Origin of the sequence: Bradyrhizobium sp. SZCCHNR3119 (genome assembly GCF_032487775.1) — a bacterium.
Classification (GTDB): Bacteria; Pseudomonadota; Alphaproteobacteria; order Rhizobiales; family Xanthobacteraceae; genus Bradyrhizobium.
In genome coordinates, this window is the sequence record NZ_JAUEUV010000002.1 from 508,199 (window position 1) to 522,869 (window position 14,671).

At 62.8% G+C, this 14,671-nt stretch carries 13 protein-coding genes; 4 read left to right on the forward strand and 9 right to left on the reverse strand.

The window, feature by feature from the left end; translation table 11 throughout:
• The first annotated feature begins 2 nt into the window (after positions 1-2).
• From QX034_RS29610 to QX034_RS29620, 3 genes are all read left to right on the forward strand, one after another.
• The gene (locus tag QX034_RS29610; RefSeq protein ID WP_315703868.1) at positions 3-827 is read left to right on the forward strand and encodes a DUF1365 domain-containing protein; all 825 of its coding nucleotides are present in this window, start codon (positions 3-5) and stop codon (positions 825-827) included.
• 122 nt (positions 828-949) lie between these two features.
• A complete protein-coding gene (locus QX034_RS29615; RefSeq protein ID WP_315703867.1) occupies positions 950-2,179 on the forward strand; it encodes a cyclopropane-fatty-acyl-phospholipid synthase family protein in 1,230 nt (409 codons plus the stop codon).
• Between the two features lie 103 nt (positions 2,180-2,282).
• Positions 2,283-3,317: a cysteine synthase A gene (locus QX034_RS29620; protein ID WP_315703866.1), complete on the forward strand. Its 1,035-nt coding sequence runs from the start codon at positions 2,283-2,285 to the stop codon at positions 3,315-3,317.
• Between the two features lie 44 nt (positions 3,318-3,361).
• Here QX034_RS29620 and QX034_RS29625 read toward each other — a convergent pair whose 3' ends face one another.
• The 4 genes from QX034_RS29625 to QX034_RS29640 are packed head-to-tail and all read right to left on the reverse strand — an operon-like array spanning position 3,362 to position 7,904.
• Positions 3,362-4,105, reverse strand: a complete 744-nt coding sequence (locus QX034_RS29625) for an amino acid ABC transporter ATP-binding protein (RefSeq protein ID WP_315703865.1) — start codon at positions 4,103-4,105, stop codon at positions 3,362-3,364.
• A 33-nt stretch (positions 4,106-4,138) separates the two neighbouring features.
• The gene (locus QX034_RS29630) at positions 4,139-5,659 is read right to left on the reverse strand and encodes an amino acid ABC transporter permease (RefSeq protein ID WP_315703864.1); all 1,521 of its coding nucleotides are present in this window, start codon (positions 5,657-5,659) and stop codon (positions 4,139-4,141) included.
• Positions 5,656-6,861, reverse strand: a complete 1,206-nt coding sequence (locus QX034_RS29635) for an amino acid ABC transporter permease (RefSeq protein WP_315703863.1) — start codon at positions 6,859-6,861, stop codon at positions 5,656-5,658. The genes QX034_RS29630 and QX034_RS29635 overlap by 4 nt, the downstream gene beginning before the upstream one ends.
• A 26-nt stretch (positions 6,862-6,887) precedes the next feature.
• Entirely contained in the window at positions 6,888-7,904 is a 1,017-nt protein-coding gene (locus QX034_RS29640; RefSeq protein ID WP_315703862.1) for an amino acid ABC transporter substrate-binding protein, read from the reverse strand.
• 293 nt (positions 7,905-8,197) lie between these two features.
• Here QX034_RS29640 and metC point away from each other — a divergent pair, with 293 nt between their 5' ends.
• On the forward strand, positions 8,198-9,391 hold the full coding sequence (gene metC / locus QX034_RS29645; protein ID WP_315703861.1) for a cystathionine beta-lyase: 1,194 nt from the start codon (positions 8,198-8,200) through the stop codon (positions 9,389-9,391).
• A 70-nt stretch (positions 9,392-9,461) separates the two neighbouring features.
• Here metC and QX034_RS29650 read toward each other — a convergent pair whose 3' ends face one another.
• From QX034_RS29650 to QX034_RS29670, 5 genes are all read right to left on the reverse strand, one after another.
• Entirely contained in the window at positions 9,462-10,490 is a 1,029-nt protein-coding gene (locus tag QX034_RS29650; protein ID WP_315703860.1) for a hypothetical protein, read from the reverse strand.
• Between the two features lie 367 nt (positions 10,491-10,857).
• Positions 10,858-11,196 carry a lipid-A-disaccharide synthase N-terminal domain-containing protein gene (locus QX034_RS29655; RefSeq protein ID WP_315703859.1) on the reverse strand — a complete coding sequence of 113 codons (339 nt, stop codon included), beginning with the start codon at positions 11,194-11,196 and terminating at the stop codon, positions 10,858-10,860.
• A complete protein-coding gene (locus QX034_RS29660; protein ID WP_409977493.1) occupies positions 11,196-11,915 on the reverse strand; it encodes a glycosyltransferase family 2 protein in 720 nt (239 codons plus the stop codon). The genes QX034_RS29655 and QX034_RS29660 overlap by 1 nt, the downstream gene beginning before the upstream one ends.
• A gap of 179 nt (positions 11,916-12,094) precedes the next feature.
• Positions 12,095-12,886 carry a phosphatase PAP2 family protein gene (locus tag QX034_RS29665; protein ID WP_315703857.1) on the reverse strand — a complete coding sequence of 264 codons (792 nt, stop codon included), beginning with the start codon at positions 12,884-12,886 and terminating at the stop codon, positions 12,095-12,097.
• Positions 12,886-14,628: a glycosyltransferase family 39 protein gene (locus QX034_RS29670; protein ID WP_315703856.1), complete on the reverse strand. Its 1,743-nt coding sequence runs from the start codon at positions 14,626-14,628 to the stop codon at positions 12,886-12,888. Before QX034_RS29670 ends, QX034_RS29665 begins: the two co-directional genes overlap by 1 nt.
• Positions 14,629-14,671: the final 43 nt, after the last annotated feature.

Here is a 14,671-nt window from a genome sequence, read left to right on the forward strand (position 1 = left end):
TCATGGGCTTCGCGACGACCGATCCGCCACCAGCTGCCGCCGCGCTCTATTTCGGCGATGTCATGCATGCTCGGCTGCGCCCACGGCACCATCGCTTCGCCTACCGCGTGATGAGCTTGTTGATCGATCTCGACCAGCTCGACCAGGCGGGGCAGCAGTCTTTCCTGTTCGGCACCAATCGCCGGGCGCTCTATAGTTTTCGCGAGATCGACCATGGCAAGTGCGACGGATCGTCGCTGCGCGACTATGCGCAAGCCAGCGCCGCCGCGCACGGGATCGACCTTTCCGGCGGACGCGTGCTGCTGCTCTGCTATCCGCGCCTGCTCGGCTATGTGTTCAATCCGCTGTCGGTCTATTTCTGTTACCGCGCAGACGGCAGTCTGGCACTCATGATCTACGAGGTCCGCAACACCTTTGGCGATATCACCCCTTACGTGCAGCCGGTCAAGCCGGGCGAACTCACGGATGCGGGCCTCAGGCAGGCGCAGGAGAAGTCTTTCTACGTCTCGCCCTTCATCGACATGGCGATGCGTTACGATTTCCGCATCGTCCCACCGGGCGATGAGGTCAAGCTGCGCATCCTGGAGAGCGGCCCAGAAGGTCCTGTGCTCGCCGCCACTTTCCTCGGCCGCCGGCGCGCTCTGACCTCGGCCGCCTTGCTGCACGCCTTCGTGTCGCTTCCGCTTGTCACTTTCAAGGTCTTTGCCGCCATCCACTGGGAAGCGCTGCGGCTTTGGCTCAAGGGCATTGCCCTGGTGCCCCGTCCGGACAAGCCTGGTCCGCAGAGTTCCAATACCGGCTTGGCGAGTCGGGACAGCCACGCTTAATATATTGCCGCGCTGACGGCTCCCCGGCGGCGCGCTTTGGTCCGGAAGGCTCGTTCTTGCCACGCTGCGCCGATGGCACGACCATTCGGATGCAGAGCCGTTTTGCGTGAAATGGACCTCTCATGCCGGACGTGATTGCTGTCACCCCTGACAATATCGATCAGGTTCTCGCCGACCTGCCGCGGCTGGCCCGGCTGGCCCTCGGTTTCGGCGCAAAGCTGCGGCGCGGAACGCTCGACGTGACCCTGCTCGACCGGCGCGTGATCAGGCTCGGGGGGCTTGAGCCGGGCCCGGCCGCCGCCATGATCCTCCGCAATTACGGCTTCGCCTCGCGGCTGCTCAAGGGCGGCGACATCGGCATTGCCGAGGCCTATCTCAACGGCGATTGGGAAACGCCGGACTTGACGCAGTTTCTCTACCTGTTCTGCGTCAATCACGAGCTCCTGCAGACCATGCTCGAAGACAAGCCGCTGATCCGATTCGCCCAGATGGTACGGCACTGGTTCAATCGGAACACTCGACGTCAAGCGCGGCGCAACATCTACGCGCATTACGATATCGGCAACGCGTTTTACTCGGCTTGGCTCGATTCCAGCATGACCTATTCCTCGGCGATCTTCGAGGAGCACACGACCGACCTGACTTCAGCGCAGAAGAACAAGTACCGGCGGCTGGCCGAGGCCATCGACCTCAAGCCCGGACAGAAGCTGCTGGAGATCGGCTGCGGCTGGGGCGGCTTCGCCGAATATGTCGCCAAGACGTTCGGCGCCAAGGTCGTCGGCCTCACCATCAGCACCCAGCAACGCGATTTCGCCCAGCGCCGCATTCACGAGGCCGGGCTGGCTGATAAGGTCGAGATCAAGCTGCAGGATTATCGCGACGAGCGCGACCGCTACGACCGCATTGCCTCGATCGAGATGATCGAAGCGGTCGGCGAGCAGTTCTGGCCAAGATATTTTTCGCAGTTGCGAGATCGACTGCTGCCCGGCGGCTTGGCCGGCATCCAGGCGATCACGATCCAAGATAGCATGTTCCAGCACTATCGCCGGGAAGTCGACTTCATCCAGCGCTACGTGTTTCCGGGTGGCATGCTGCCATCGCCGCAGATCCTGAAGACACTCGGCGAGCGATTTGGAATTCCTGTCGTGCGCGAGCGCATCTTTGGGCAAGATTATGCCAAGACACTCGCGATCTGGCGAAATAATTTCCGGGCGGCTTGGCCTAACCTGGTGCCCTCGGGCTTCGACGATCGCTTCCGTCGCCTGTGGGAGTATTATCTGTCCTACTGCGAGGCGGGATTCCTCTCCGGCAATATCGACGTCAGGCAGGTCGTGTTCGCGAAGGAGCGTTGAACGACCTGCCGGTCAACGCGTCTTGCACCGCGCCTTACGTGCGGCTGGATATCGCGCTAGGGTCTTCCTAGATGTTTCAGAGGATCCCTTACGGTATTGCGCCATGACAATTCGAAACGACGTCGTCGAGGCGATCGGCAACACGCCGCTGATCAAGCTCAAGCATGCCTCGGAAGCGACCGGCTGCACCATTCTCGGCAAGGCCGAGTTCATGAATCCCGGCCAATCGGTCAAGGACCGCGCCGGCAAATGGATGATCCTGGGGGCTGAGAAACGCGGCGAATTGAAGCCGGGCGGACTCGTGGTCGAGGCGACCGCAGGCAACACCGGCATTGGTCTCGCCGTGGTCGCGGCAGCGCGCGGTTATCGCACGCTGATCGTGATCCCGGAGACGCAGAGCCAGGAAAAGAAGGACATGCTCAGACTGTGCGGCGCCGAACTCGTCGAGGTGCCTGCTCTGCCCTTTTCCAATCCGAACAATTATCAGCATGTCGGCCGGCGCCTTGCCGATCAGCTCCGCAAGACCGAACCGAATGGCGTCTTGTTCGCCGACCAGTGGAACAACCTCGACAACGCCAACGCGCATTATGAATCGACCGGCCCGGAGATCTGGGAACAGACTGGCGGCAAGGTGGATGGGTTCATCTCCGCCGTGGGCACCGGCGGCACGCTGGCCGGCACGAGCCGCTACCTGAAGGAAAAGAACAAGGACATCGTCACGGCCTGCGCCGATCCGCATGGCTTTGCCATGTACAACTGGTTCAAGCACGGCGAAGCCAAATCGACGCCTGGCGATTCCATCACGGAAGGCATCGGAATCGGCCGGGTGACGCCGGTCATCGAAACCGCGAAGGTCGATACGGCCTTCCTGATCTCGGACGATGAAGCCGTCGGCATCATCTATGACCTGCTGCAGCACGAGGGCCTGTGCCTCGGCGGCTCGACCGGCGTCAACGTCGCCGGCGCGATCCAGCTCGCCAAGCAGCTCGGACCTGGCAAGACGATCGTCACCATCCTATGCGATTCTGGAAATCGCTATCAGTCGAAGCTGTTCAATCCGGAGTTCATGCGGTCGAAGAACCTGCCGGTCCCGGCATGGCTGGAGAAGCGCAGCGACATCAAGCCGCCATTCGTGTGAGGTGAATAGGGATCAGCGAATAATCTCCCTTATTCGCTCCCTCATCAGTGCCGCAGGATCTGGCTCAGGAACACCTTCGAGCGCGCGTGCTGCGGATTGGCGAAGAATTCCTGCGGCGTGTTGGATTCGATAACCTGGCCGGCGTCCATGAACACGACCCGGTTAGCGACTTCGCGGGCAAAACCCATCTCGTGGGTGACGACCAGCATGGTCATGCCCTCCTTCGCGAGATCGACCATGGTGTCCAGCACCTCCTTGACCATCTCCGGGTCGAGCGCCGAGGTCGGCTCGTCGAACAGCATCACCTTGGGATTCATGGTGAGCGCACGTGCGATCGCCACGCGCTGCTGCTGACCGCCCGACATCTGCCCGGGATATTTGTGCGCCTGATGCGGAATCTTGACGCGCTCCAGGAACTTCATCGCGGTGGCTTCCGCATCCTTCTGCGGAATGTTGCGGACCCAGATCGGCGCCAGCGTGCAGTTCTCCAGCACGGTCAGATGCGGAAAGAGGTTGAAGCTCTGGAACACCATGCCGACCTCGCGCCGGACTTCATCCACGCGCTTGAGGTTGGGGCCGAGCTCGATGCCGTCGACCGTGATCTCGCCCTCCTGGAATTCCTCCAGCGCATTGATGCAGCGGATCAACGTCGATTTGCCGGAGCCCGACGGGCCGCAGATGACGATACGCTCGCCCTTGGCGACGCCGAGATTGATATCGCGCAGCACGTGGAAATCGCCGTACCATTTGTTGAGGGCGGCAATGTTGACGATCGGGTTGGTGGTCATGGGATCACTTTGAGCTCTCTTGCGCGATGCTGGTCAATGGCGCCGGTGCGCATTCAACCGGCGCTCCACGAACAGCGCGTAGCGCGACATGCCGAAACAGAAGACGAAATAGATCATTCCCGTGAAGGCGAAGCCGGTGAAGGCCGTGGTCGGCGTCGCCCAGGTGGGATCGGAGAACGATGCACGCAGGCTGCCGAGCAGATCGAAGATCGCAACGATCGAAACAAGCGATGTGTCCTTGAAGAGCGAGATGAAGGAGCCGACCAGCCCCGGAATGACATGGCGCAGCGCCTGCGGCAGCACGATCAGGAAGGTCGTCTTTGCCCAGGACAGGCCCAGGGCGCTCGCCGCCTCGCCCTGCCCGCGCGGGATCGCCTGCAGGCCGCCGCGGATGACTTCCGCCTGGTAGGCGCCGGAGAACAGCGAGACGCCGATCAGCGCACGGAGCAGTCCATCCACCGTCATGTTGCCCGGCAAGAACAGCGGCAGCATGTAGGTGGCGAAGAACAGCACGGTGATCAGGGGGACGCCGCGCCAGAGCTCGATGAAGGCGATCGAGAAGATGCGGATCAGCGGAATGGTCGAACGACGCCCGAGCGCCAGCGCGATGCCGATCGGCATCGAAGCGACGATGCCCGTGATCGATACAACCAGGGTGACCAGAAGCCCGCCCCACAGCCTGGTATCGACGACCTGAAGGCCGCCATGATCCAGGCCCATCAGGCCGATCACGACGCCGATACCGGCAAAGGTGACGATGCATTTGACGACCGCCCCCAGCGCGCGCCGGCCGCCGCCAAGGAACAACACCAGTGCCGAAACCAGAATGGCGGTGAGCGCAAGATCGATCCAGAGCGGCTGATGCGAATTCTGGATCTCCCCCCGCAACCAAGTCAGCGGCGAGATGATCCAGGACACCACCGTGCCGATCAGAACAATCAGCTCGCCGACCGCCCAGAACAGAATTCCGACCCCGGGCGTGTTCGCGCCGGCACGCAGCAATGCGCTGCCTGAGCTTTGGATGCTGTCGGCAAAAGCCGCCAGCAGGCTCGCCGTCCAGCTCACGCCAAAGCCCGAGAGGCCGCCGCCATAGAGCAGGAAGAAGGCCACCACCGGCAACGCCAGGAAGAACAGGCCGGCATTCAGGCTCTTGGCCGGAATGCGCGGAATCAGCAGCGGTACAAGCAGAACGACGGCGAGCAGGAAGGTGAGGTTTACGCGCCACCGTTCGGCTTCGGGATAGAAGCCGTAGACGAACTGCGTGATCTTGGCGCCGATGTAGGGCCAGCAGGCGCCGACCGGATGGCCGGCGTTCTGCGCCAGGCAGGCCTCGCGGTCCTGGCCGTGCCAGACCGCATCGACCAGCAGGAACTGGATCGCCGGGACCACCGTAAACCAGATCAGGGCCGCGCTGATGATCGTGAGCAGGACGTTGAGCGGTGAATTGAGCATCCGCGTCCGAACGAAGCCGACCAGTCCCGTTGTCCTGACTGGCGCTCGTCGTTCCGGCACCAGTTCCTGACGCATGAAGGTGGGGGCGGTGATGTCGCTCATGCGCCGAGCCTCTTACCCAGTCGCCAGCCGTAGAAGCTCATGATCGCACTCGTGATCAGGGAGATCAGCAGATATACGCCCATCGTGATCGCGATGATCTCGATCGCCTGTCCCGTTTGGCTGAGCGTGGTGCCCATGAACACCGAGACCAGCTCGGGATAGCCGATCGCGACCGCCAGCGACGAGTTCTTGGTGAGATTGAGATATTGGTTGGTGAGCGGCGGCAGGATCACGCGCAGCGCCTGCGGGATCACAATGAGGCGCAGCACTCGTCCGCGCGACAGGCCGAGCGAGACGCCCGCCTCCATCTGCCCCTTGTGCACCGACAGGATGCCGGCGCGCACCACCTCGGCGATGAACGCCGCCGTATACATCGACAGGGCTACGGTCACCGCGACGAATTCCGGAATGACCCGTGAGCCGCCGGCGAAGTTGAATCCTTTCAGTACCGGCACTTCGAACTCGACCGGCTTGCCGAACACGAGCGCCGAAATCAGGGGCAGCCCGACCAACACGCCGATCACGTAGGGCCAGATCCGGATCTCATGCCCCTTCAGGAACAGCTCCTGCCGCGCATAGCCCCGAAGCCCGAGCGCGGCAATCACTGCGATCGCAAGCGCGATCAGGAACGGCACAAGTCCGGGCTCGGCAATTGGCCATGGAATCACCAAGCCGCGATTGTTCAGATAGAAGCTTCCGAACAGCGAGATGCTTTGCCGCGGTGCAGGCAGCGCCGCGAGCACGGCGAGATACCAGAACAGGATCTGGAACAGCACCGGCAGATTGCGAATGATTTCCACGTACGCACCCGCCACGCGCGCCAGCAATCCGTTCGGGGACAGCCGGCCGAGCGCGACGATGAAGCCAATGATCGTGGCAAAGAAGATCCCGATGACCGAGACCAGCAGCGTATTGAGCAGCCCGACGAGGAACACGCGGGTGTAGCTGCTCGATCCGGAATACGGAATCAGGCTCTGGCTGACGTCAAAGCCTGCCGTATTGTTCAGGAATCCGAAGCCCGAGGTGATGCGTTGAGCTTCGAGATTGGCGCGGACATTGGCTACGATCTCGAAGCCAATCCACGCCAGCGCTGCGACGAACAGGATCTGCAGGACGAACCCGCTCCACCCTGCGCGGCCGCCCAATACGCGCTTCAGGCGAAGCGCGTATTGCGGCGGAGGGGACCTCGCTTCGATACTCATCGCCCCAGCTCCCGACCCCGTTGGTCTTAGCGGATCGGCGGCGCGTACTGGATTCCACCCTTATTCCAGAGCTGGTTCAAGCCGCGCGCGATCTGCAGCTTGGAGCCGGTCCCGACATTGCGGTCGAACGACTCGCCATAATTTCCGACAGCCTTGATGATCCGGTAGAGCCAATCCTTGGTGAGACCAAGCTGCTCGCCGAGATTGCCGTCGGTGCCGAAGGCGCGCTTCATGTCCGGCTTATCCGACTTGGCCATCTCGTCCACGTTCTTCTGGGTGATGCCCATTTCCTCGGCGTCGACCATTCCGAACAGCACCCACTTGACGATGTCGAACCACTGGTCGTCGCCATGGCGCACCATCGGCCCCAGCGGCTCCTTCGAAATCACTTCAGGCAACACCACGTGGTCGGCGGGATTGGCGAGCTTGAGACGCTCGGCATAGAGCTGCGAGACGTCCGAAGTGACGACGTCGCAGCGGCCGGATTCATAAGCCTTGAAGGTCTCGTCCGCGCCGGCGAATGCGATCACCTCGTACTTCATGTTGTTGCCCTTGAAGTAGTCGGCGAGGTTCTGCTCGGTTGTGGTGCCGGTCTGCACGCACACCGAAGCACTGTTGAGCTCCAGCGCTGAATTCACCTTCAGCGACTTCTTCACCAGGAATCCTTGCCCGTCGTAATAGGTCACGCCGGTGAAATTGGCGCCCAGCGAGGTGTCGCGCGACAGTGTCCAGGTCGTATTGCGCGACAGCATGTCGATCTCGCCGGACTGCAGCGCGGTGAACCGGTCTTTGGCCGACAGCGGTACAAACTTGACCTTGGTCGGATCGTTGAAGATGGCCGCAGCGACCGCGCGGCAAACGTCGACGTCCAGTCCGGTCCAGTTGCCCTTGTCATCCGGCGAGGAGAAGCCCGGCAGGCCCTGGCTCACGCCGCAGGACAGCATGCCCCGGTCCTTGACCGTCTTGAGCGTGTCGGCGTGAGCGCCGGGGCTTGCGACGGCGGTGGCGAGGGCAAGGGTGAAAGCCAGAGAAACGCGTTTCATGGGCACAGCCTTTCGAGGGTCGTCCTGAGCGTTGATACCTCACGCAGGTCAACGGGGCCGACCGGAATCCGCCATTGCAAACGCCATACCAGAATATGGCGTCCTTCGCGCAAAATGGACCGGAAATCGCGGCAAGCCCCTCAACGTGCAGCGATGGAATAGCGGCGCCATCACAGAACGACTGGCCTGCCGGGTCAAGGGGTTGACGCCCCTCTTCTGCATTCTGTTATTAACATTCCTGATCTGGATGAAATCCTGTCACCTGAACGACCGGAAAAAGACGCGGCGAACGCATGACATTTTCAAACGACGGCGCTGCGGCAGCGCAACAACAGGTTGAGACCCGGCTGGTGACGGCCGGCCGCAACCCAGACGCCCAATATGGTTTCGTCAATCCGCCTGTCGTTCATGGTTCCACCGTGCTTTATCCGACGGCCGACGATCTTCATGCGCATCGTGGCGAATTCCAATACGGTCGGCACGGCACGCCGACCACCAAGGCGCTGCAGGAGGCGCTGATCGCGCTGGAGGGGCCGCAATGCGCAGGCGTCGGCCTTGCGCCCTCAGGCCTAGCGGCGATCTCGACCACCCTGCTCGCCGTGCTCAAGGCCGGCGATCATGTCCTGGTCTGTGATAACGTCTATCGTCCCACGCGCAATTTCTGCACCGGCCTCCTGGCACGCTATGGCGTCGAGACCGGCTTCTTCGACCCGCAGATCGGCACAGGAATTGGGCAACTGCTCAAGCCTAATACACGCGCGGTGGTCGTGGAAGCGCCCGGCTCGCAGTCCTTCGAGATGCCGGACATTCCGGCCATCGCCGCGGTTGCGCATGCGCATGGCGCGCTCGTGATCGACGACAACACCTGGGCCACTCCGCTCTATCACCGCTCCCTCGAGCAGGGCGTCGATATCAGCATCCAGGCCGCCACCAAATATATCGGCGGTCATTCCGACATCATGTTCGGCACGATCTCGGCGAATGCGGCGGCGTGGCCGCTGGTCTCGGAAGCGATCCGGCTGCTCGGCGTCTGCGCCGGTCCGGACGATGTGTTCCTGGCACTGCGCGGCCTGCGCACCCTCGGCGTGCGTCTGGCGCAGCATTATCGTTCCGGCCTCGAGATGGCGCGCTGGCTCGCAGGTCGACCGGAAGTCGCGCGGGTGTTGCATCCCGCGCTCGAAACGGATCCGGGACATGCGATCTGGAAGCGCGATTTCACCGGAGCCTCCGGCCTGTTCAGCATCGTGCTGCAGCCGAAACCGCAAGCTGCCGTCGATGCGCTGCTCGATACGCTCACGCTGTTCGGCATGGGATATTCGTGGGGCGGCTTCGAGAGCCTCGCGATTCCGTTCGACTGCACGAGCTATCGCACCGCAACCCGTTGGGCGCCTGAAGGTCCGACCTTGCGGCTGCATATCGGGCTGGAGAATGTCGAGGATCTGAAGGCCGACTTCGAGCGCGGTTTTGCCGCGTTCAACGCGGCCTGAGACATCTGCCTGCAGCCCGGCTCCGTTGCTTCATGATCGAGGTCTATCCCTCTCACGCCAGAACGTTGCGCTAATTGCCGCTCTCCTGATCGGCCCGTCCTCCCAAGGAGGTCAAGAACCGCAGCGCGGCGTCGCGCGTTTCGGAAGAATTGAGGATCCCGAGATGGGCGGTGGCGAGGACCGGATCGAATTGCCCCTGGTCAACAAGGTCGATCGTCTCGGCACCGGCAAGACCGGCGCTGGCGGTGAAATCATGCGCCTTGCCGTCGCGATCTTCGGCGGGCACGCCCGGGAGGGTGCCATCCGGCAGACTGTTATAGACGAAGTCGGGTGTTCCCGGCTTGTTGCGGATGACCAGGTAACGCGTGGGACCTGGCGTCTCGCCGGCGCCGTTCAGGACGCTGAGGAGTTGCGTGTGGTCGGAGCCGTACTCATCGCATAGCGCGCTGTGCGGCGTGAAGCCGCCGCCGCTCGGCAGCTGATAGACGTTGGCCGGATTGGGCGAGCAGTCGACAATGCCGTGATTGGGACCGTCGATGGCAACCAATGCCCGCACCTTGCGATAGGCATTGTCCTGCAGCATCCATTCGCGCGCCACGGTAACACCGAGGCTGTGGGCGACGATGTCGATGCGCTTGGCGCCGGTGAAATCGAGCACCGCTTTGACGAATTCGCGCAGCATCGGAACCGCCGTAGCCGTCGTGTGCGAAATGCCCGAGCGATGGGTGTTGTCCTGCGCCAGATCACACTGGTCGCCTTGATAACCCAGCCCCCAAAGCTCGCTCGCGCGGTAGCCGTGATCGATGAAGAACTGCGCAAAGGCCTGCATGCGCCCGAATGGATTGCAGGCGGTCGGGAACGGCGTATCGTTATTGCCGTGGAGGAAGATGATCGGGACGTGCTCGACGCGACCCACATCGGAGCCGAAGCCAATCACCGGCTGACCGAGATAGAAATTCCGGATCACCGGGAAACGATCGGGAAACGTCGTGCCGATCGCGCCACTGTCGCCTGGCGAGGCGGCGGTCGCCGATCCTCCAGGGCATAGCTGGAGCAGAATTGCGATGACAGGCGCAACGCAAAGAATTTTTCTGGTCATGGTTCCCTCCCCTGGGAATATTCACCATCCTGGCGCACACATACTGGTTCGGCGAACAAATTCGGGGCAGGAACTCCTGGATTTTTTTCGCGCTCCGCCGAACGACTTAACAAAATCGTCATATCGACGACAACTGCCAGACGGAAGCGAACGCCGATCCTGCTAGTACATCAGACCGCCACCCGGCAAAACTCTCCGGCGAAGCGCAACACGATTGGGTCGACAAAGTCGACAGTACCATCGAGGAGGCCCGCTCTCTAACCGCGGTTGAACGTTCAGGCTTGCGCCCATTTGACGAAGGCGGATTCCGTCTCATGAAGCACGACCTCGCGGTCGGCCATGCTCATTCAGATAGGCTAAGTCCGCCTTACCGGCTCAGCGTCTGCGAACCATGCTGACGAGACTTGAAGATCAGCATCACGTTGCGAATATAGATGATGTTGGACAACAGCTGACCGAAGATGATGACAGGCTCGCGTTTGACCAGTCCGTAGATCAGCGTCATCACGCCGCCGCCGATCGAGAAGAACCAGAATGCCAGCGGCACGACGCTCTTGCCGGCGCGCTCGCTTGCGATCCACTGCACCAGGAAGCGCGCGGCGAAGGCGAGCTGGGCGGCAAGGCCGAACGCGAGCCAGAAGTCGAACTTGGCGACGAAGATGTCGTAGATGTAATTGCCGAGTGCCTGCCCGTATTGGATCAGCATCAATTCACCTCGGTCGCGATCGGCGTCGGCTTCTTGCGGCGGATCAGCCACCATACGCCCAACAGGTCCATGATCCCGATCCACAGCCGGTCGAAGAAACCGTAGTTCGACACGCCCGACCGGCGCGGCCGGTCGATCACATCCACATAGGCGATGTCGAAGCCTTCCCGGCGCACCAGCGCCGGCAGGAAGCGATGCAAGCCGTCAAAATAGGGCATCATCAGGAACACGTCGCGGCGAAATGCCTTCAGACCGCATCCGGTGTCGCGCGTGCCGTCGTGCAGCACGGCGTTGCGGATCCTGTTGGCAAGACGCGACTGCAGTTTCTTGAAGCCGGTATCCTTGCGACCGACGCGCTGGCCCGCGGCGAGACCGACACGCGCTCCCCCCTTTTCGATTGCCGCAATCAGGTCCGGCAGGAACGCTGGATCGTTCTGACCGTCGCCATCGAGGGTCGCAACGATGGCGCCGTAGGCCGCGCGCACGCCGCTGCGGACCGCGGCGGATTGGCCGGACGAATTCTCATGGCGAAGTACCCGGAGATTCGTTCGCCGCGCCATCTCGTCCGCGAGACGTTTAGCCGTGTCATCGGTCGAGCCATCGTTGACGTAGATGATCTCGTACGCCCACAAGCCATCCAGCGCGGCCGCGATCTCGGCAATCAGCGGCCCGATATTGCCGGCTTCGTTCCGTACGGGGACGACAATCGAGACGGCCAAGGGGTGTTCGGAAGACGGCAAAATCGACGCTCGTGGTGGAAGGGATCAATCCAGGCGGGCTGTGCGCCCTTGCGGTTTCCCGTGGGGGGCTTCTTATGGGGCCGGGCCCCGCCTAGCAACCCCTTTGAGGGGGAAGGCAGGCGGGAGAAAGTCGGGGCAAATTGGCCATGGCGGCCCGATCAACGTGGTACGATTTGGCCGCCGTCACCGACCGCAAAGCCCAGCTGGCGCGTGGCGAACCAATATCGCACCAGCATGGCGCCAACGAGGCCCACCAGAGCGCCGCCGACCACGTCGCTGGGATGATGCGCCAGCAGCACCAAGCGGCTCAACGCAATCGCGACGGCATAGAGGTAGATGGGAATCCGCAACCGGGGCCATACCGCGGCCACGGCAAAGGCGAGCGCGAAGGCGGTCACGGCGTGGGCCGACGGCATGCTGAAATAAGCCTCGGTGCCGTTGAACGGTTGAAAATTGAATGCATTCGCCTTGCCGCCGACGAAGGGGCGGCCACGACCGATCGCCCATTTCAGGACCTGGGCACCCAGAACCGGGCTCAGGACCGCGATAAACAGATATTGAAGATGCGTTCCGAGATGCAGCAAGCGCCTGCGCGAGCCCCGCGGCCAGAGCGGCGCCAGCAACGCCACCACGACCAACGCGGCGGCGAGGGCTGCGAGCACATATTCGTCCTTGCCGAAGTCGGTGAAGATTCGGACCGGCCAGAGGGCGGGTGTGCCGCGCGGCGGCATCAATCCGATCGCCGTGGTGTCGAAGGTGAACACCAACAGCAGAATCAGACCGATGCTGACTGCGCTCAGCGCAAATAGCTGCTGCCTCAGACGGCCCGCAGCCACGGCCTGGTGCGGCGCCTGGGACGGGCGCACAAGGCGCGCAAGTCCCTGCCCGACCACGGCCACGAGATTCGCGCCGTACCCGGGCGCCTTCGCGCTCGCCTCGGGAGCAGTCATTACTCGGTGCCTTCCGACCGGAAGATCGAAATCGTGACCGGGCGTCCTTGCGAGATGTTATAGCCGTCGATGCGCTTGGCGACGTTGTAACGAAGGCCGATCGCTTCGGCGCGCTGGACGAAGCTGCGCTCCGAGCGCTGCTCCACTAGCGCGAAGCGGCAGGTGCCCTGACTCAGGAAATCTGCGGCGCCCGAGCCGTCGGTCAGTAGAGTCGATGAGCCCGTCATGAACACGAGGCTCGGCTCGTGAAAGCCGGCCGCCGCCGCTTTCGGCCCGACGCAAACGACATTGCGCAAGGCGCGAGCAATCTCGGCACTCGGAAACAATGGTGTCAGCGCCGGCAGCACCACGCCATACACCGCGAAAGCAAGGAACATGGCGGAGACTGCCGCATTCAGCAGTGACCGCTCGGCCCGCCCGTCCTCATACAGCCACCAGGCGAACAGGCCGAAAATCAGTGCGGCCGCCACGAACGGCCAAGCCAGGAACACCGGCTGCCGGGTGACACTGATCGCACCGATCACGGCGATCAGCGAGGTGATCGCCGGAATCGCAAACCACCAGGCCGTTCCGCGCCGGAGCCACGAGCGCGACAGCACGCGGCGCTCCAGCGCACCGACCGTGAGGATCGCAATCGCCGGATAGAGCGGCAGCACGTAATGCGGCAGCTTGGTCAACACGGCCTCGAACACGATCCAGGACGGCACCAGCCACGCCAGCAGAAACTGCGCGCCGGGCTCCCGTCGCGCCTGCCAGACCGCGGGCGCCGCCATCACCGCGAGCGGTGCACCGGGCCAGAACGTGATCCAAAACAACAGCAGGTAAACGCCGGGCGGTGCGCCATGCGACTCCTGCGCGCTGATCTTGGCCAGCATGTCGCCGCCGACGGAGTCGGTGAAGAAGGTCTCTCCGGCTCGCAGGAAAATCAGGATGAACCAGGGCAGCACCAGCACCAGCATCCACATCAGGCCCCAGAGCGGCCGCAAGCGCCACAACCACGCGGCCCCGCGATCCATGATCGCGAGTGCGGCGATCGTCAGCCCCGCGAACATCAGGATCAACGGTCCCTTGACGAGGATGCCGGCGGCGAGCGCCGTCCAGAATATCGCGGGCCAACTCCACGGCGGACGTTCGGGATCCTCGCCGCGCTGCCAGGACAGGTAAACCCGCGCCAGCGCCCCCATCGCAGCGACGACGGTCAGCAACAGCATCGCATCCGTCTTGGCCAGCCGAGCCTCGACCCCGAGCAGCACCGAGCAGCACATCATCAGTGCAGCCAAAACGGCGCCGCGGCGGGTCACGAAGGCGAGCGCAGTCCAATAGGTCAGGAGAGACGCGCCGATCGCGCCGATCAGGGACGGGATGCGATAGACCCAGATGCGCAACTCTGCGCGCGGAAGACCGAGTGCGGATGCCGTCTCCACTGCCGCCGATTGCAACCAGTAGATGCCGACCGGTTTCTTGTACCGCACGTCGTCCTGGAAGCGGATATCGACGTAATCGCCGGTCTCGACCATCTGCTTGGTGGCCTGCGCAAAGCGCGCCTCGTCGCGGTCAATCGCAGGGATGGTGAAGAAGCCCGGCAGAAACACGAGCAGCCCGCAGACGAGCAGGAACGCGACCGCCCGCAGGTGGCTGACGGTGACAACATCGAGGAACCGCGCCAGCCGGTTACCTGGATTGACCAGGTTCTTCGGCTCGCGGGGCTCTCCGAAACGGGGACGGGCATAGGTCTCGACCATGGGGTTCCGCATACGCTGAAACCACCGTGTCGACAACCGCTTA